16 protein-coding genes and 1 tRNA gene are annotated in these 18,655 nt (G+C 55.9%); 9 read left to right on the top strand and 8 right to left on the bottom strand.

Going from position 1 to position 18,655, the window contains the following annotated elements; translation table 11 throughout:
• The first annotated feature begins 179 nt into the window (after positions 1 to 179).
• Complete coding sequence (gene cysS / locus ABOC97_RS15250) at positions 180 to 1,571, top strand: cysteine--tRNA ligase (RefSeq protein ID WP_349599235.1); 1,392 nt, start codon at positions 180 to 182, stop codon at positions 1,569 to 1,571.
• 45 nt (positions 1,572 to 1,616) lie between these two features.
• Here the strand turns inward: cysS and ABOC97_RS15245 are convergent, their stop codons facing one another.
• From ABOC97_RS15245 to folD, 6 genes are all read right to left on the bottom strand, one after another.
• Positions 1,617 to 2,552 carry a LysR family transcriptional regulator gene (locus tag ABOC97_RS15245; RefSeq protein WP_349599397.1) on the bottom strand — a complete coding sequence of 312 codons (936 nt, stop codon included), beginning with the start codon at positions 2,550 to 2,552 and terminating at the stop codon, positions 1,617 to 1,619.
• Between the two features lie 23 nt (positions 2,553 to 2,575).
• Positions 2,576 to 3,781, bottom strand: coding sequence for an MFS transporter TsgA (tsgA, locus tag ABOC97_RS15240; protein WP_349599232.1), 1,206 nt, complete (start codon positions 3,779 to 3,781; stop codon positions 2,576 to 2,578).
• 48 nt (positions 3,782 to 3,829) lie between these two features.
• Entirely contained in the window at positions 3,830 to 4,663 is an 834-nt protein-coding gene (gene xapA, locus ABOC97_RS15235; RefSeq protein ID WP_349599229.1) for a xanthosine phosphorylase, read from the bottom strand.
• Positions 4,664 to 4,920: 257 nt separating this feature from the next.
• Entirely contained in the window at positions 4,921 to 5,442 is a 522-nt protein-coding gene (locus ABOC97_RS15230; RefSeq protein WP_349599227.1) for a metal-dependent hydrolase, read from the bottom strand.
• 141 nt (positions 5,443 to 5,583) lie between these two features.
• Positions 5,584 to 5,796: a ribosome-associated protein YbcJ gene (gene ybcJ / locus ABOC97_RS15225; protein WP_004223130.1), complete on the bottom strand. Its 213-nt coding sequence runs from the start codon at positions 5,794 to 5,796 to the stop codon at positions 5,584 to 5,586.
• Between the two features lies 1 nt (position 5,797).
• Positions 5,798 to 6,664: a bifunctional methylenetetrahydrofolate dehydrogenase/methenyltetrahydrofolate cyclohydrolase FolD gene (gene folD / locus ABOC97_RS15220; RefSeq protein WP_349599223.1), complete on the bottom strand. Its 867-nt coding sequence runs from the start codon at positions 6,662 to 6,664 to the stop codon at positions 5,798 to 5,800.
• Positions 6,665 to 6,918: 254 nt separating this feature from the next.
• Here folD and ABOC97_RS15215 point away from each other — a divergent pair.
• Positions 6,919 to 6,995 (top strand) — tRNA-Arg (locus ABOC97_RS15215).
• A 149-nt stretch (positions 6,996 to 7,144) separates the two neighbouring features.
• The gene (sbmC, locus tag ABOC97_RS15210; RefSeq protein WP_349599394.1) at positions 7,145 to 7,615 is read left to right on the top strand and encodes a DNA gyrase inhibitor SbmC; all 471 of its coding nucleotides are present in this window, start codon (positions 7,145 to 7,147) and stop codon (positions 7,613 to 7,615) included.
• 104 nt (positions 7,616 to 7,719) lie between these two features.
• Here the strand turns inward: sbmC and ABOC97_RS15205 are convergent, their stop codons facing one another.
• The gene (locus ABOC97_RS15205; RefSeq protein WP_349599392.1) at positions 7,720 to 8,976 is read right to left on the bottom strand and encodes a serine hydrolase domain-containing protein; all 1,257 of its coding nucleotides are present in this window, start codon (positions 8,974 to 8,976) and stop codon (positions 7,720 to 7,722) included.
• 196 nt (positions 8,977 to 9,172) lie between these two features.
• Between ABOC97_RS15205 and ABOC97_RS15200 the strand changes: the two genes are divergently transcribed.
• Positions 9,173 to 10,084, top strand: a complete 912-nt coding sequence (locus tag ABOC97_RS15200) for a LysR family transcriptional regulator (RefSeq protein WP_349599221.1) — start codon at positions 9,173 to 9,175, stop codon at positions 10,082 to 10,084.
• A 6-nt stretch (positions 10,085 to 10,090) separates the two neighbouring features.
• Here ABOC97_RS15200 and ABOC97_RS15195 read toward each other — a convergent pair whose 3' ends face one another.
• Positions 10,091 to 10,918, bottom strand: a complete 828-nt coding sequence (locus ABOC97_RS15195) for a DMT family transporter (protein ID WP_349599219.1) — start codon at positions 10,916 to 10,918, stop codon at positions 10,091 to 10,093.
• A gap of 309 nt (positions 10,919 to 11,227) precedes the next feature.
• Between ABOC97_RS15195 and ABOC97_RS15190 the strand changes: the two genes are divergently transcribed.
• From ABOC97_RS15190 to ABOC97_RS15170, 5 genes are all read left to right on the top strand, one after another.
• A complete protein-coding gene (locus ABOC97_RS15190) occupies positions 11,228 to 13,414 on the top strand; it encodes a TonB-dependent receptor (protein WP_459253828.1) in 2,187 nt (728 codons plus the stop codon).
• Between the two features lie 145 nt (positions 13,415 to 13,559).
• Positions 13,560 to 14,951 (top strand): phenylalanine transporter, encoded by a 1,392-nt coding sequence (gene pheP / locus ABOC97_RS15185; RefSeq protein WP_234501985.1) that lies wholly within the window; start codon positions 13,560 to 13,562, stop codon positions 14,949 to 14,951.
• 241 nt (positions 14,952 to 15,192) lie between these two features.
• Positions 15,193 to 16,434 (top strand): MFS transporter, encoded by a 1,242-nt coding sequence (locus ABOC97_RS15180; RefSeq protein WP_349599216.1) that lies wholly within the window; start codon positions 15,193 to 15,195, stop codon positions 16,432 to 16,434.
• Positions 16,435 to 16,452: 18 nt separating this feature from the next.
• Positions 16,453 to 17,481, top strand: coding sequence for a sugar phosphate isomerase/epimerase family protein (locus tag ABOC97_RS15175; protein WP_349599213.1), 1,029 nt, complete (start codon positions 16,453 to 16,455; stop codon positions 17,479 to 17,481).
• Positions 17,478 to 18,629 carry a Gfo/Idh/MocA family protein gene (locus ABOC97_RS15170; protein WP_349599210.1) on the top strand — a complete coding sequence of 384 codons (1,152 nt, stop codon included), beginning with the start codon at positions 17,478 to 17,480 and terminating at the stop codon, positions 18,627 to 18,629. Before ABOC97_RS15175 ends, ABOC97_RS15170 begins: the two co-directional genes overlap by 4 nt.
• The last annotated feature ends 26 nt before the right edge of the window (positions 18,630 to 18,655 follow it).

The following is an 18,655-nucleotide window of genomic DNA, read 5'->3' as shown; positions in this document are numbered from 1 at the left end:
TCCTGTTCCGTATTAGAGTGGTGCTTTAGCCCGCAGTTTAGCGGCATATAGGTGCCTGTTATAGCATAACCAACGACATCGATCACCTTGCATTGTGTGCTGCTTCCGGGTTGAATTACGGGTAGAATATGCCGTTTCAGGCGAAAGCCCGGTTCACACACGTAAACATGGAATTCTCGATGCTAAAAATCTTCAACACAATGACGCGCCAAAAAGAGGAATTTAAGCCTATTCACGCCGGTGAAGTCGGCATGTACGTGTGTGGTATCACCGTTTACGATCTCTGTCATATTGGCCATGGCCGTACTTTTGTCTCTTTTGACGTCGTTGCACGCTACCTGCGTTTTCTCGGCTATAAGCTGAAGTATGTACGTAACATCACCGATATCGACGACAAAATCATCAAACGCGCCAACGAAAACGGCGAGAGCTTTGTCGCGCTGGTCGACCGCATGATCGTTGAGATGCACAAAGATTTCGACGCGCTGAATATTCTGCGTCCGGACAGCGAGCCGCGTGCAACCCACCACATCGCTGAAATCATCGAAATCACCGAGCGGCTGATTGCCAAAGGTCACGCCTATGTTGCGGACAATGGCGATGTGATGTTCGACGTCCCAACCGATGCGGATTACGGCAAGCTGTCGCGCCAGGATCTGGACCAGCTGCAGGCCGGGGCCCGCGTTGATGTGGTTGACGTTAAACGTAACCCAATGGACTTCGTGCTGTGGAAAATGTCGAAAGAGGGCGAACCAAGCTGGCCGTCCCCGTGGGGCGCAGGCCGTCCGGGTTGGCATATCGAATGTTCGGCGATGAACTGCAAACAGCTGGGCAACCATTTTGATATTCACGGCGGCGGTTCAGACCTGATGTTCCCGCATCATGAAAACGAAATCGCCCAGTCTACCTGCGCGCACGATGGCGAATACGTTAATTACTGGATGCACTCCGGAATGGTGATGGTTGACCGCGAGAAGATGTCTAAATCGCTGGGCAACTTCTTTACCGTGCGCGACGTGCTGAAATATTACGACGCCGAAACCGTGCGTTACTTCCTGATGTCCGGCCACTACCGCAGCCAGCTGAACTACAGCGAAGACAACCTGAAACAGGCTCGTTCAGCGCTGGAGCGTCTGTATACCGCGCTGCGCGGCACGGTGCATTCCGACGTTGAATTTGCTCGTAGCACGCAGTACGTCGAGCGCTTTAAAGAAGCGATGGATGACGATTTCAACACGCCGGTGGCCTACGCGGTGCTGTTTGACTTAGCCAAAGAAGTGAATAACGCCAAACAGGCGGGCAATAGCGAAGAAGCAAACTCCGCAGCGACCTGTCTGCGTACGCTCGCCGCCGTGCTGGGCCTGCTGGAGCAGGATGCCGAAGTGTTCCTGCAAAGCGGTGCCCAGGCTGACGATAGCGAAGTGGCGGAAATTGAGTCGCTTATCCAACAGCGTCTGGATGCGCGTAAAGCGAAAGATTGGGCTGCAGCCGACGCCGCGCGTGACCGTCTCAACGAGATGGGTATCGTGCTGGAAGATGGCCCGCAGGGCACCACCTGGCGCCGTAAGTAAGATTTTCCCCTCTCTCCATCGGGGAGAGGGTCTTTCCCTCCAGCACTAACGCCCCTGAAGTCCTGCAATAAACTCCGTAAGAAGATCTGACAGCGGTTCGTCATACCACAACGCATAAAGATCGGCCGGAACGGCCTCTTCCAACGCCAGAAAACGCACCCCCGGCCAGTGGATCAGCCCGCAGGTTTCCGGGAGCAGCGATAATCCCATTCCCGCGCTGACCAGCGCTAACGCCGTTTGCGGCTCATTCACCTGATGGGCGATCAGCGGATAAAAGCCGGCTTCCACGCAGTGGTCCTGGAGTTGGCGGGCAAAGTCACTTTGATGAAAGGCGAGTGAGATAAGCGGCCTGCCGGAGAGGGCCGTTAAAGGCACCTTATCCCGTTGGCACAGTGGATCGTTTTCCGGTACGGCCAGCGCGACCGATTCATGCGCGATGAGCTGATTACGAATATGGTCTTCGGCATAGGGCAGTACGTTACGGTTAATCGCGATATCAATCGTACGGGCTCGTAGGGCGGCAATTTGCTTATGCTGCGATAACTCATGCAGGCTCCACTCCACATCAGGATAGCGCGCCTTAAAACTTTTGAGCCGCGTCAGTAATGTCCCCCACAGTGCGCTGCCGATAATGCCAATACTGATGTGCTGATTTGCGCTACGACCAATTTGCCGAACATAGTTGAGTGAATGTTCTGTGGCATTCAGGATGCGGTCTACCTCAGTTTTTAAAACCTGGCCTGCGCGAGTTAACGTCACGCGACGGCTGGTTCGCTCAAACAGTTTGGTTTCCAGCGTCTCTTCCAGCTCTTTAATTTGGATGCTCAACGGCGGTTGAGAAATGTTCAGCCGGGCCGCTGCACGTCCGAAATGCAGCTCTTCGGCCAGCACCTGAAAATAGCGCAGCGCGCGGATATTAATACGATTATTCGTCAGGGCATCGGTCATGGTTTGTTTGGGAAAAAGAGGAGGGAAGGCCATCATGCCGCCCTCCTTTTTTGTTGTCAAACGGCCGCCTTTGCGGGGGAATGCAGGCGTTCCGCCCGGCTACAAACAATGGCGACCACCAGAACGACCAGCAGGACAGCGTAAGAGAATGTGGCGGTATTTAGCGCGCCGTGCAGGCCGTAGCGCGAGTTCACCAATGAAGATACGCTGGCGAACAGCAGCGTTCCCACCGTGCCGCAGGTCAGCAACGCGGAGATGAGCGTCGGGGAACTTTGGCTAACCTGCAGTGATCCGTAGCTCATCAGACCGGAAAACAGTCCTGAGTTGAAGAAACCGAAGATGGCGCAGGCCAGCAGAATCAAGGTGGTATTGCTGCTGTTAGCAATGACAACAATGGCTATCAGCCCGATGCCGGTACAGCCGAGCAGGAAGGTGCGCAGCTTCATCCACTTCACGGTGAATTGATTGAGGAACAGACCTATAGCTTTCGCCACCCAGTACACGGTGGTGTACAGCGCCGCGTCCTGCGGTTGAATATTGAAACGAGATTGCAGATAGCCCGGCGTCCACATGGTGAAGATAGGCTCCGCCAGCAAGAAGGCGAACAGGGCAAAACAGATTAAGTAAATTGACGTGCCCCACGGCTCGCGCGCGGCGGTCGCGCTGTGTTGTTGCGCAGCCGTGGCTTCGGTTGCCGGGAAGCGGCAGCGAAGGGTCAGCGCCAGCATCAACGCCCCTAAACCGCCCATAATCCCGTACATCGCCACCCAGCTTGCGACCATGCGGAACAGCCATGCCAGCAGGAAAGAGAGCGTCGCTCCGGCCAGGCTAAAAAAGAAGTCGGTAAAAATAAGGCTGGAGGAGCGGCTCTTTTCATCCGGATTAATACGTACCACCAGGTAACTGCCGATGGTCATAAAAATCCCCCCGCAGGCACCGATACCGGCGACGGCGAAGCTGAACATGGTGAGCGTCGGGGCGACGAAGAGAATCGCACTGATAAGCACCGTTAGCGCGGCGGCGATCGCCAGCGGCTTTTGCAGCCCCCATTTTCGCATCAGAATGCCGCCCAGCATGATAGGGATAAACATGCCGATGTTCATCAGCGTAAAGACCTGGCCGATAAAGCTGGGATCTTTATTGAAAGCGGCGCACAGCGGGCCGAGGACGATGCCGAGAGTGGAGACCAGCGCGCCGACGAAGTAATAGCTCAGATACGAGACGGCATTTAAATTATGACGAGAATATGAAGCGTCTGACATAAACATCTCTCCGGGCAGGCAGCGAGCTGCCCGCCGATGAATCAGGGGTTAGGCATACTGTTTGATGAATTGGCCAATCAGGCGAATAAAGTCGCCGGTCACCATCGCCGCGCATTTCAGCGTCTGTTCGTGCGAGAGTTCTACGTCGCTCAGTCCTTCCGCCATATTGGTAATGGCGGAAACCGCCAGCACTTTCAGGCCACAGTGGCGCGCAGCGATCACTTCCGGCACCACCGACATACCCACCACGTCGCCGCCCATGCGCTGCATCATGCGGATCTCCGCCGCTGTTTCGAAGTTTGGCCCCGGATAGGAGATAAAGACCCCTTCGTGTAGGGCGATCTCAAGACCTTTCGCCGTTTGATGCAGCTGCGCGCGCAGCGCGTTATCGTAGGCATTCGCCAGGCTAAAGAAACGCGGGCCAAAACGATCGTCATTCGGGCCGACCATCGGCGTGGACGGCATGGTATTGATGTGGTCGTTTAATGCCACCAGGCTGCCGGCGGGAATCGCTGGATTCAGGGAGCCCGCGGCGTTAGTGCAGAACATAAATTCGCAGCCAAGCAGCTTAAAGGTACGCACCGCTTGGGTCATGATGCCCATACCTAAACCTTCGTAGAAGTGGCCGCGTCCTTTCATGCAGATCAGCGGCACGCCGTGCAGCGTCCCCATCACAATCTCACCCGCGTGGCCGATGACGGTGCTCACGGGAAAGCCGGGTAGATCCTCATAAGAGAGCGTGGTTTTATCATCCATATCATCGGCCAGCGCACCAAGACCTGAACCGAGGATGAGCGCAATGCGCGGGCTAAAACCCGGCTTTGCGGCGCGAAGGATTTCGACCGCTTCATAGGGGGCATTGTTAAGAATTGACGGTGACATACGGGCTCCAGAATCAGGGATGTTTTGCGTTATTCTGGGGAGCCGTTGATTGCCAATCCAATTCGATAACTGGCGGTATTGATATTTAAATCGAATTAATCGCGATGGGGCTAATATTTAATGACTGTAATTCAATGCATTACAAATAAGATGTTGCTATGAACGCCCGGAAACACGCTCTCCGGGCGTTGTGAATTGTGATGTGCTTCACTTTGGCCGCCCGGCGGCTTTTTGCGATGTCTGGTTCTCTGCGCGTGCTATCGACGCCGCCACCACAGCAATCCCATCACTATTACCGCAGGCAGCCATACCCACATTAGCTCTGACATAATCACCTGATGCCCGTACGGCGTGGTGTAGCGCGAGAGCGCAAACGGCGCAACCTTGATAACCTGCCACGGTGCGAAGAATCGTTCATCTGACCACGGCCACAGCCAGCCGACGCCTTTACCTCCGGTGGTGATGGAATCCAGCAGGCTGTGCGACAACAGCGAAACCGTTAAAAATAGCCAACAGCGTAGTAACCCCGCGCGGAACCATCGTCGGCCGACGATTACGCAAATCAGCGGTACCACCAAGGCAAACAGCAGCGAGTGGGTAAAACCGCGATGGCCGAAAATATTGCCGTAGGCAATACCGAATTTAAAGGCGAGAACGTCAGCATCGGGCAGCATCGCCAGGGCGACGCCAGCGAAGAGTAGGCGCGGGGGAATCACGCGCGTGCCCAGTCCTAAACCAAGGCACAGCGGTACGGCAGCATGAGTGATAATCGTTGGCATCGGGTGTCCGTCAACAGAAAGGAAAAACAAAGTATTAACGGAAAACGCAGGGAATGCAGCAGAGGGATATTCTGAAATTTTGCCAATAAAAACCCGGCGTTGCAGGGCTTCGCCGGGTAATAAGACGCTCTACCGTACGGATTAGGCGGTAACGGTTACGCTCTGGCCTTCAAAATTCACGGTTTGGCCGGCGACAATTTTGCAGCGCTTGCGGGTTTCCACCGCACCGTCAACTTTCACCAGACCGTCGGCAATGGCGATTTTCGCCTGTGCGCCGCTTTCGCTCCAGCCTTCCAGTTTCAGTAAGTCACAGAGTTCCACATGCGGATGCTTACCCAAAGAAAATGTTGCCATCTTATGCCTTCTCCACGTCGTGATACTCTTCACACGCCTGTAAGGTGTTTTCAATCAGGGTGGCGACGGTCATTGGCCCGACGCCGCCCGGTACCGGGGTGATGTAAGACGCGCGCGCGGCGGCATCTTCAAACACCACATCGCCGACTACTTTACCGCTTTCGAGGCGATTAATCCCGACATCAATCACGATGGCACCTTCTTTAATCCACTCACCGGGGATAAAACCAGGTTTACCGACTGCCACAATCAGCAGATCCGCGTTTTCCACGTGGTGACGCAGATTTTTGGTGAAGCGGTGGGTGACGGTGGTGGTGCAGCCAGCCAGCAGCAGCTCCATGCTCATCGGACGACCCACGATGTTGGATGCGCCAATCACCACGGCGTTCAGGCCATAGGTGTCGATGTTGTAGCGTTCCAGCAGCGTTACGATGCCGCGCGGCGTGCACGGACGAAGGCGCGGCGCGCGCTGGCACAGGCGACCCACGTTGTACGGATGGAAGCCGTCTACGTCTTTATCCGGGTCGATACGTTCCAGAACTTTCACGTTATCGATGCCGGCTGGCAGCGGAAGCTGGACCAGAATGCCGTCGATGGTGCTATCGGCGTTCAGGGTATCAATCAGCGTCAGCAGTTCCGCTTCGCTGGTGGTTTCCGGCAGATCGTAAGAGCGGGAGATGAAGCCCACCTCTTCGCAGGCTTTGCGCTTGCTGCCGACATAAATTTGCGATGCGGGATTGCTGCCAACCAACACAACGGCCAGCCCAGGAGCGCGTTTTCCGGCCGCAACGCGAGCCTTCACTTTTTCCGCAACTTCAGAGCGCACCTGCTGCGCAATCGTTTTACCGTCAATAATCTTTGCTGCCATCAGGATAAATATTCCATCTGTCATTCACGAAGGGGGGATGTACATATTTTGTCAGATGCGAGGCTCGCTGTCAGTTATCGTTTGCGAGTTTTCAACGGAAAGTGTTTTTGCTGAACTGTTGAGCGATTGTTGACGCGACTTTATCCACTGCCGCATTCAACGCAGGTTTCACGAGGAAATGGATTGACTCATCGGTCAGTGACCGTATAATTCCACGCGCTTCACCCCATCAGGAAGTTTTGACTTCCCCCAGTGCGCCCTTAGCTCAGTTGGATAGAGCAACGACCTTCTAAGTCGTGGGCCGCAGGTTCGAATCCTGCAGGGCGCACCATTTTCTTAATTTTTCCCCAATGCAATCACCTCGTTATACGCTCCCTGGCAAGAGTGCGAATCTGCTCACATAATGTTCACTGTTCGTTTGTCTAAACCCGAGAATAAGAATTATACTGTATGAAATTACAGTATGGTAACGGAGGCAGTATGGACTATGAGATTAAGCAGGTGAAACCGCGCAAAATCGCAGGTTTTCATATGGTTGGGCCGTGGGAACAGACGGTCAAACAAGGCTTTGAGCAGTTGATGAAGTGGGTTGACGGTCAACAGATTCCCGCCCAGGAGTGGCTTGCCGTCTATTATGACAACCCGGACGAAGTGCCAGCGGAAAAGCTGCGCTGCGATACGGTAGTTTCGGTGGCCGATGACTTTGTCGTGCCAGCTCACAGTGACGGCGTGATGACGGCGGAAGTGGCCGGAGGCTTGTACGCTGCGGCGCACGCTCGTGTCGAAAACCATGATTTTGCCACGCCGTGGTATCAGTTTTTCGATAGCGTTCTGAAAGATGAAACGCACCGGTTGGCGGCTAAACCCTGTTTTGAAATTTACCATAACAACGGGGCGGAAGACGGTTACTGGGATATTGAAATGTATGTCGCGGTAGAGCCGAAAGCGTAATGAAAAATGCCAGAGCGCGTTGGCGGCTCTGGCGTTGTTACCAGCGAATTCCTGTTGCGGTCTATGACGCCTTAAAGGGAGTCTAAGGAAGTACCAATTGGCGCTTAGCGCAGCGTTTTGGCAATAGCGCTGAACATCAGCGAGGCCTCAAGCGGCTGTGCGCTGAACGATGGCTCCGCCTGCGGCCAGGTTGACCACTGGACGATCACCAGGTTTTCTGCGCGGTTGACCATGATCATCTGACCAAAAATCCCCAGCGCCCACATCGAACCTTTCAGCGAATCCCTGGCCGTTGGCACCACGTTTTTTGCATTGGCAGGCACTTCATTATTCCACCACTGGTAGCCGTAAATTCCCTGAGGGTGTGCCGCCGATACCGATTTTTGCGCCGTATTCCAGTTGGCCGATTGCGCGACCCAGTTATCCGGCAGGATCTGTTTGCCGTTTGGCAACTGACCATTGTGCAGGACGAATTCACCAAAGCGGCCCCAATCTTCCAGCGTGGCGTTAAAGCCGTGCGCGCCGACGTCGTGCTGGCCCTTGGTATAGGAATGCCATACGCCGTCGTTGGCCATACCGTATGGTTGCCAGATGGTCTGTTCCAGATAGCTAGCGAGCGTCATGCCAGTTGCGCGTTCCAGCACATCGCCCAGCAGCCAGGCGCCGCCGGAAGAGTAAGACCAGACTTCGCCCGCCGGATGCGCGCGTTTCAGGCCCGATACCAGCGTACGAACGCACTCGTAGGCCCCCGGATGTGCCTCACATTGCGTCAGTTTGGCAAAATCAGACTGTGGGTTGGTGTAATCTTCGTTCCACGCCACGCCGGAAGTGTGCTGAATCAACTGCTTAAGCGTGACGCCGTCCCAGGCGGTGCCTTTCAGATCCGGTTCATACTGCGTCACCAGGTCGTCCATTGAGCGGATTTTTCCCTCTTTCAGCGCTACGCCAAACAGGATTGAGACCACCGCTTTACCCACTGAACGCGAGGTCCAAAGCGTCGTATCCGTATTCCCCTCCGCCAGATATTTGAAGGCAACCTTACCGTCTTTCAGCACCAGCATTCCGCTGACGTTCTGCCGCTGAAGATAGTCCTGTAAATTCCACTGCTTGCCGTTTACCTCATAGCTCGCCTGCGTCAGCGGTTTATCGGCGGCTACCAGCGGCGTTGCTTTACCATGGCGGAAGACATCACCTTTGTAGTTGCGGTAATCATTACGAAAACCGACAACGCGCTCGGCCTGGCTCCAGGTCAGCATTTTTTGCGTATCCGGCAGTTTGGCATCAAATGGCGCGGGGCATTCGGTCAACGCTGTTCCCTCACAGGCCGCCATGGCGGGCGCGGAGATAAAGGCTGCGGCCATCAGGCTCGCTAACAGACAGGACTTTGCAGGGAAGGATTTATGTTTATTATTCATAGTGTTCTCGATTTTAGTTATACCCGTAGACTCGCCGCTACCGCGTAGAGGTAGGACGGATTGAGTATAAAAATCGGCGCACTATAATAACAAACGCGTTATGGGGGGAAAACCCCCACAACAACAGCCAAAGGAGACCGGTGTGGCATCATTGTCCTACTCATTTTCACAGCTTGAAGCGTTCACCACCGTCGCCGAATGCGGCAGCCTGGTGAAGGCCGCCGGTAAATTGGAGAAAGACCGCACCACGCTGCGCGATCTTATCGATCTTCTTGAGGACGGACTCGGCTATGCGCTTTTTGTTCGCCAGGGGCGAGCGCTACAGCTGACACCTCAGGGCGAACAGCTTCATCGCCAGGCGCACCTGCTAATGCGTCAGGCGCGAGCGTTTGAGCAGTTTGCTCGTCAGGTCCCGTCCACTGAGGCCCAGGAGCTGAGCATCGCCTACGATCCTTTTACCCCGCGACGTTTTTTACAGGCTTTAATCGCCCTGATGACGACACGCCATATTCGTCTGAGCCTGCGATGCGCCTCGCGTGAGGAAGGGGAACGGGCGCTGGCGAGTGGACACGCGGACTTAGGCTTCTTTCAGGCCAATAATCATAGCGTGGGCAGTGAAATGGAGTGGCGTGCGCTGGGGGCTATCGACATGGACTTTTTTGCCGCCGATAGCCTGTTCGTCGATGCTGTACGTCCGTGTTCGCTGCTCGATCTTTCCCTGAGGCCGCAGGTGGTGATGCATTCGGCGAGCGATATCCCGATGGCGCGACGGCTGCAAATTTCCGGCAATGTGATTATGGCTAATGAACTGGAGATGCTGCGCAGCTTGATTGAGGCCGGGTGCGGTTGGGGATTTTTACCGACCCATTTTCAGGCATCGCGCTGGGAGAATGTGTCGGCAATTCCAACGGTAGTGGGCAATGAAGGCATCAGCCAGACGATGGTGACCCTCTGGCGCCCGGGTAGTGAAAAGCGTGCATTGATTGACGACACGTTGCTCCGGCTCTCGTCGTTGTGGCGGGAAGCGAACTCGCCCAGCGGTGAAAAACGATAGCGTGCGCTATTGACGTCGGTCGGCAGCAATCACCAATCCTATCCCGGATAAGGTGATAACAATCGCCAGCAGCATCCGCCCATCGAGGGCTTCACCCATAAAGACCAAACCACCGAATGCCGCGAGGCAGGGAACGCTCAGCTGGAGCGTGCTGGCGGTGGTGGGGCTAAGTTTCGGCAACAGTGAATACCAGAGCAGATACGCGCCACCGGACATCAACGCGCCGGAGGTAATTGCCAGCAGAACGCCGTAGATATCGGCCTTCATCGACATGCCGCTGAAAGCAAAAATCAGCAACGCCATCGGCACCGCCAGCATAAAATTGCCCGCTGTTGCAGCCGCGGCATCACGTACTTTTTTCCCGGTAATGCAGTACACCGCCCAGGCCGCGCCGGAAATCATCATCAAAATAGACGCGCCGATGGACGGATGCCCCGCGCCCGGTAACAACAGTAGCGACAGCCCGCCCATTGCCGCTAGCATGCCGATGCTTTTCAGCCATGTTAGCCGCTCCCCGCGCGCAAGCCCCCAACCACTCATCACTACCTGGACGGTACCGAAAAGCAGCAGCGCTCCGGCGGCGGTGGTTAACGACACATACGCTAGTGAGAAGGCGAAAACGTACACGGCGAGCAGCGCGGCGTTCAACAAATTAAATTCGGCTTTTCTTCGCATCCCCGGCAGCTGTAACAGCAAAAATAGCGCCACCGCGCCGCTGAGCAAACGCAGGCTGCTGAACGACACCGCATCCATATGCAGCCCTTTGAGCGCCAGTCGGCATAACAGTGAATTGGCGGCAAAGGCGACCATCGCGAGAACAATTTTGAGCAGCACAAGGGCTCCTTTTTAAAGCGGTAGCCGAGATTATGCGGCAGGTCGCGGCTTGCCGCACGCGCGTTTTGTGCACTGAAGGAAACATGCAATTGTCTGCGCCATCATGACCATCGCGGCGGTTACATCTTATTACGCTTGATCATGAAAAGATAATGAGTATAGTTCTCAGTCTCTTTTTTATTCACCGCTTGATGCCGCTGGCTCAGTAATCAATGAGGGATGTTTCACAGGGGAATTCTGGGGCGAGACGCTGCAAAAAGCCTGCTGGCACCATCGGTGAATTTTTATTGCATACCAAGGACTCCTCCCATGACGATGAAACTCTCGACGCTGGCACTGGCAATCAGCGCCGTCATTCCTGCCGCCTACGCTGCCACCGCTGACGATACAACCACCAAGAAAAACCAGACCGAAACCATGGTCGTACAGGGCGTGACAAGCGGTGATTTTACCCCCGGCGGCGAACAGCTGGTCCCGGCTTACCTTGATGGGCAAATTGCCCACGGTGGTCGCATCGGGATGCTGGGCGAGCAAAAAGCGATGGACGTACCGTTTAACGTCATCGGTTACACCTCTAAATTGGTTCAGGATCAACAGGCGAAAACCATTGCTGATGTGGTCAAAAATGATGCTGGCGTCCAGGCCGTGCAGGGTTACGGCAACTTTGCGGAAACCTACCGCATTCGCGGCTTTAAGCTCGACGGCGACGACATGACCATGGGCGGCCTGTCCGGCGTGGTGCCGCGTCAGGTGATGGATACGCAGATGCTTGAGCGCATCGAGGTCTTTAAAGGGGCCAACGCACTGGTGAACGGGGCCGCCAGCTCCGGCGTCGGTGGCATGATTAACCTAGAACCGAAGCGGGCCGAAGATATTCCAACCACGCGCATTGGCGTGGATTACACCGGTGACTCACAGGTCGGCGGCTCGCTGGATCTGGGCCGTCGCTTTGGCGATGACAACCAGTTTGGCGCACGCGTGAACCTGCTGCATCGTGAAGGGGAAGGGCGCGTCGATAACGATAATCGGCGTACCACGCTGGCCTCGATAGGGCTGGACTACCGCGGCGATCGCTTCCGTTCCTCTTTTGATTTTGGCTACCAGAAAAAAACCTTCCACGGCGGGGAAATGGGGATTGGCTTTGCCGCCATTAGCGAGGTGCCGAAGGTGCCGAGCAACACCAAAAATACCGGGCAGAAGTGGGGCTACAGCGATATCGAAAACGAATTCGGTATGGCCAAAGCGGAATACGATCTGACCGATAACTGGACCACCTACGCGGCCTTAGGCGCGCAGCATGCGCATGAGGAAGGGACCTACGGCGCACCGAAGCTGACCAATATCAACGGCGATGCCACCATCAGTAGTATGGATACTAACCGTATCATCGATAGTTTCAGTGGGATGGGCGGTATTCGCGGCAACTTTGATACCGGCGCGGTGTCGCACAAAGTCAACATTGGCTACTCGGCGCAGATGCGCAGTGACGCCACCGCCTGGCGTATGTCGAGCGCTAAGACCAACAAAAACGTCAATATCTATAATAACCACGATGTGAACATGCCTGCTTATACCTCGGTTGGCGGTAACTACCATGATCCGCTGACCACGGCACGCAACCGCACCCAGGGCTGGCTGTTCAGCGATACATTGGGCTTCTTCGACGACAGCCTGCTGTTTACCGCTGCCGCGCGTAATCAGAAGGTGGTGATTCGTAACTACAGCAACAAGACTGGTCTGGAAACCACCACCGCCACCTTCACCGAAAGCCGCTGGATGCCAACCTTCGGCGTGGTCTACAAGCCGTGGGAAACGGTGTCGCTGTACGCCAACCATACTGAAGCGCTGCAGCCGGGCGGCAACGCACCGAACACGGCGAAAAACTTTGGTCAGAGCATCGGTATTGCCCATTCCAAACAGGAAGAAGTGGGCGTGAAGGTTGACTACCAGCGCGTGGGCGGCTCGCTGTCCCTGTTCCAGATTAAGAAACCGTCTGGCGTACTGGACAGTGACGGCTACTACCGTATGGACGGTGAACAGCGCAACCGCGGCCTTGAGCTGAGCGTCTTCGGCGAGCCGATGTTTGGCCTGCGCCTGAACGGCAGCACTTTATGGATTGACCCGGAGATGACCAAAACGAAAGGCGGCCTCAACGATGGCAACGATGCTATCGGCGTCTCCCGCTTCTACGCCGTGCTGGGTGCCGAATACGATATCAAACCGGTGGACGGCCTGACGGCAACCGCGCGCGTGAACCATACCGGCTCACAGTATGCGGATTCCGCCAACACCAAGAAGCTCGATAGCTACACCACGCTGGATTTAGGCATGCGCTACCGTATGCACCTGAACCAGGAGCAGAACGACCTGGTATGGCGCGTTGGTGTAACCAACGTGATCAACGAGAAGTACTGGTCCGGCGTGGATGATACCGGCGTCTATCTGTTCCAGGGCGAGCCGCGCACCCTGAAACTCTCGGTAAGCTACGACTTCTAAGTCATTGCAAATATAGGGGTATTGCCCCGGAGGCTGATGCTTTCCGGGGCTTTTTACTACTGGGGCACGGGTACTGATTGCCTTGCGACAAGCCGCGCTAAGTGTTAAAAGGTGCCCCTTCATATTAATGCTACAGGGGTTAGACGTGAGAAACGCGTCATCAGCATCCAGCCAGAATCAACCGGATGCCTCGTCGGAAGCTATCCCGACGCTTCACCGCGGATTACAAAACCGCCATATCCAATTAATCGCCCTCGGCGGCGCCATCGGTACCGGCCTGTTTCTCGGTATCGGCCCGGCCATTCAAATGGCAGGCCCGGCGGTCGTTCTCGGTTATGCCATCGCCGGTATCATCGCTTTTATGATCATGCGCCTGCTGGGCGAGATGGTGGTTGAAGAGCCGGTATCAGGATCGTTTGCCCATTTTGCTTATAAATACTGGGGGCCGTTCGCCGGATTTCTGTCTGGCTGGAACTACTGGGTAATGTTCGTGCTGGTAGGCATGGCCGAACTGACCGCCGCCGGGATCTATATGCAATATTGGCTGCCGGACATCCCAACCTGGGTGTGGGCCGCAGGCTTCTTTGTGCTGATCAACGCCGTCAACCTCGTGAACGTGCGCCTGTACGGCGAAACGGAATTCTGGTTTGCGCTGATTAAAGTGCTGGCGATCATCGGCATGATTGGCTTTGGTATCTGGATGCTGGCATCCGGCAAAGGCGGCGATCATGCGGGAATCGATAACCTGTGGCGCTTTGATGGCTTCCTCGCCACCGGCTGGCAGGGGCTTATCCTGTCGCTGGCGGTTATCATGTTCTCCTTCGGCGGGCTTGAGCTTATCGGCATCACGGCGGCAGAAGCGCGCGATCCGGAAACCTCTATTCCTAAAGCCGTGAACCAGGTGGTTTATCGTATCCTGCTGTTTTATATCGGTTCGCTTATCGTCCTGCTGGCGCTGTATCCGTGGGTCGAGATCAAATCCGATAGTAGCCCGTTTGTGATGATCTTCCACAATCTGGACAGCAACCTGGTGGCTTCGGCGCTGAACTTCGTCATTCTGGTGGCGTCACTGTCGGTCTATAACAGCGGTGTCTATTCCAACAGCCGCATGCTGTTCGGCCTCTCCGTGCAGGGTAACGCGCCGCGCTTTTTAACCAAAGTCAGCCGTCGCGGCGTGCCGGTGAATTCGCTGATCCTTTCGGGAACCATCACTTCGCTGGTGGTGCTGGTGAACTATCTGCTGCCGCAAAAGGCCTTCGGCCTGCTGATGGCGCTGGTGGTGGCGACGCTCTTGCTGAACTGGATAATGATCTGCATGGCGCACCTCAAATTCCGTGCCGCGATGCGGCGTAAGGGCCGCGAGCCGAAATTCAAAGCGCTGTGGGCTCCTGCCAGCAACTACATCTGCATCGCCTTCCTGCTGATGGTTTTTGTGCTGATGTGCACCATGGACGGCATGCGCCTGTCGGCGATTCTGCTGCCGGTGTGGGTGCTGTTCCTGTTTGTCGCGTTTAAGACGCTGCGCCGCAAAGCGTAATCCTCGTGAAATGCGGTACGGCCGTTAGCGCCGTACCGTTTCTCGCCTTCCTGAACCGCCTGTACCCGATCTCTCGCCAGTGGCAGGATCCTAACTCTCCCTGTTCATTACCGCGATCGGCGGACGATTTTTAATCGTGACCGTTCTCGCAAATCTATACTGTGCCGCGCGATCTTATTTTTGTAATCGATTACTTTTCGGTTGAACTGTTTTTGTAATCGATTACTTTGAGGGTGAAAACATGGTCTCTACAACGCAAGGTTCAGAAAATAGCGGCGTACAGCACCGGCTGTTGGTGCCGCGTCTGTCGTTGATGATGTTTATGCAGTTCTTTATCTGGGGCAGCTGGTCGGTGACGCTTGGGCTGGTGATGAGCCAGCACAACATGTCTTTGCTGATTGGCGATGCTTTCTCGGCAGGGCCGATTGCCTCCATTCTCTCGCCGTTCGTGCTGGGGATGCTGGTTGACCGTTTCTTCCCATCGCAAAAGGTGATGGCGGTGATGCACCTGCTGGGGGCGGTGATCCTGTGGTTTGTCCCACAGGCGCTGGTGGCAGAAAACGGCGCGCTGCTGATTGGCCTGCTGTTTGGCTACACCCTTTGCTATATGCCCACGCTGGCGCTGACCAACAACATTGCTTTCCACAGCCTGAACAATATCGACAAAACTTTCCCGGTCGTGCGCGTGTTCGGCACCATCGGCTGGATTATTGCCGGGATCTTTATCGGTGTGACCGGTATTTCTGATACCACCGGCATCTTTACTCTGGCCGCGTTGTGCTCGGTTGTGCTGGCGGTTTACAGCCTGACTCTGCCGCACACGCCGGCCCCGGCGAAAGGTCAGCCGCTGAAGCTGCGCGATCTGTTCTGCGCCGACGCGTTTGCATTACTGAAAACCCGTCACTTCCTGGTCTTTGCCATCTGCGCGACGCTGATTTCGGTCCCGCTGGGCACCTACTATGCCTATACCGCGTCGTACCTTGCGGACGCGGGCGTGGCGGATGTCAGCACCGCGATGTCGTTTGGCCAGATGTCGGAAATCGTCTTTATGCTGATTATCCCGCTGCTGTTCCGCCGCCTGGGCGTGAAATACATGCTGCTTATCGGCATGCTGGCGTGGTTCGTGCGCTACATGTTCTTTGCGCTGGGCATCAATGAAGAGACGCGTTTCCTGCTGTACCTCGGCATTCTGCTGCACGGCGTGTGCTATGACTTCTTCTTTGTGGTGGGCTTTATCTATACCGACCGCGTGGCGGGCGAAAAGGTGAAAGGGCAGGCACAGAGCATGGTGGTGATGTTCACCTACGGGATCGGCATGCTGCTGGGCTCACAAATCTCCGGTGCGCTGTATAACCAGCTGGTGGCCGGGCAGAGCGTGCCGCAGGCGTGGGTAAACTTCTGGTGGATTCCGGCGGTTGCGGCGGTGGTGATTGCATTCATTTTCCTGCTCTCGTTTAAATACGACGAAAAAGAGCAGGCGTAATTTTTTTAAGGAGGGGGTATGAAAACCATTAAGGGCCCGGGCATTTTTCTCGCCCAGTTTATCGGCACTGAAGCGCCGTTTAATACGCTTGATGGGCTGGCTGAGTGGGCGGCGGGGCTGGGGTTTAAAGCGCTACAGCTGCCGTGTAACCATCCGGGAATTTTTAATCTCGAGCAGGCGGCGGCCAGCCAGACCTACTGCGATGATATCGCCGGGCGTCTGGCGGAACATGGGCTGGTGATTAGCGAACTCTCGACCCATCTGGAGGGGCAGCTGGTTGCCGTGAATCCCGTCTATGACAATGCGTTTGATGCTTTTGCACCGGCGGCCGTAAGAGGCAACCCGGCGGCCCGCCAGCGCTGGGCGGTGGAAAGCGTGAAGCAGGCGGCGCAGGCCTCGGCGCGGCTGGGGCTAAAGGCACACGCGACATTTTCCGGCGCGTTAGCCTGGCCGTTTTTCTATCCGTGGCCGCCGCACAACGCGGCGCTACTCGATGAGGCATTTGATGAGCTGGCGCATCGCTGGCAGCCGATCCTTGACTGCTTTGATGAGCACGGCGTGGATCTGTGCTACGAAATTCACCCCGGTGAAGATCTGCACGATGGCGTGACCTTCGAGCGTTTTCTGGAGAAGGTGGATAACCACCCGCGCTGCCATATGCTGTATGACCCAAGCCACCTGCATTTGCAGAACATTGACTATCTGGCGTGGCTTGATATCTACCACTCGCGTATTCGGGCGTTCCACGTCAAGGACGCCGAGTTTGAGCGCAACGGGCGCAGCGGCGTCTACGGGGGCTATCAAAACTGGCAAAACCGCGCCGGACGTTTCCGTTCACTGGGCGACGGCGATATTGATTTCAAAAAGATCTTCAGCAAGCTCACCCAGTACGATTTTGACGGCTGGGCGGTGATGGAGTGGGAGTGTTGCCTAAAGGACGCGCAGACCGGCGCGCGCGAAGGCAGTGAATTTATCCAGCGGCATATCATCCCCGTTTCCGCACGGGCGTTTGATGACTTTGCTGCCGGCAGCGAGGTGCGCGGATGATTCAGGTTGGTATCGTGGGTTCTGGCTTTATTGGCCCGGCCCACATTGAAGCGCTGAGACGGCTAGGATTTGTCGAAGTGGTGGCGTTGTGCGATGTGTCGCTGGCAGCGGCGCAGGAAAAGGCGCGCCAGCTGAATATCCCCCATGCCTACGCTGATGTCGATGCGCTGCTGGCCTATCCGGGGCTACAGGTGGTGCATAACTGCACGCCGAATTTCCTTCATGCGCAGGTCAACCGGCAGATTTTACGCGCCGGAAAGCATGTGTTTTCTGAAAAGCCGCTGTGTATGACCGTGGAAGAAGCGCGCGAGCTGGAACAACTGGCGCAGGCGGCAGGCGTGGTGCACGGCGTCAGCTTTGTTTATCGCCAGTTTGCCATGGTGCAGCAGGCGGCGAGTATGGTTCGCAACGGCAGCGCCGGGCGTCTGTTCTCCGCCTACGGCGGCTATCATCAGGACTGGATGCTGTTGGAAACCGATTTTAACTGGCGCGTTGATGCCGGGCAGGGCGGCGTTTCCCGCGCGGTGGCGGATATAGGCTCCCACTGGTGCGACACCGTGCAGTTCGTGACAGGGCGGCGCATTGTTGAGGTGATGGCGGATCTCTCTATCGTCTGGCCGACGCGCAAAGCCAGCGTGGCCGCCGAGGCAACCTTCAGCGAGCATCGCCCAGATGCGCAGTATCAGGATGTGCCGGTGACCACCGAAGATGCCGGTTCGGTGCTGTTCCGTTTTGACGATGGTAGCAAAGGCTGTTTTAGCGTGTCGCAGGTCAGCGCCGGGCGCAAAAACCGTCTCCATTTTGATATCAATGCCAGCGACTGTTCGCTGTCCTGGGATCAGGAAACGCCGCAGCAGCTGTGGATTGGCCAGCGTCATCAGGCTAATCAGTTACTCAGTGACGATCCTGGTTTGTTAAACCGCGACGTCGCCGGGCAGGCGCATTTTCCCGGCGGCCATAGCGAAGGCTGGCCGGATGCGTTTAAGAACATTATGCTGAACTTTTATCAGGCCGTTCGTGCGGGTGAAATGCCTGCTGAAAACGCGCGGCGTTTTGCTTCGTTTAGCGAAGGAGCAAATGTCATGTATATCATTGACGCCATCGTTAAAAGCCATCAACAGCGGCGCTGGGTCAGCGTGGAACAATAACTTTGTGCCCGGTACGCCGGGCACGG

Source organism: Kluyvera huaxiensis, assembly GCF_040149365.1.
Classification (GTDB): Bacteria; Pseudomonadota; Gammaproteobacteria; order Enterobacterales; family Enterobacteriaceae; genus Kluyvera; species Kluyvera intermedia_A.
The sequence above is the reverse complement of the archived record's forward strand: the minus strand, read 5'-3'. Positions and strand labels throughout refer to the sequence as shown.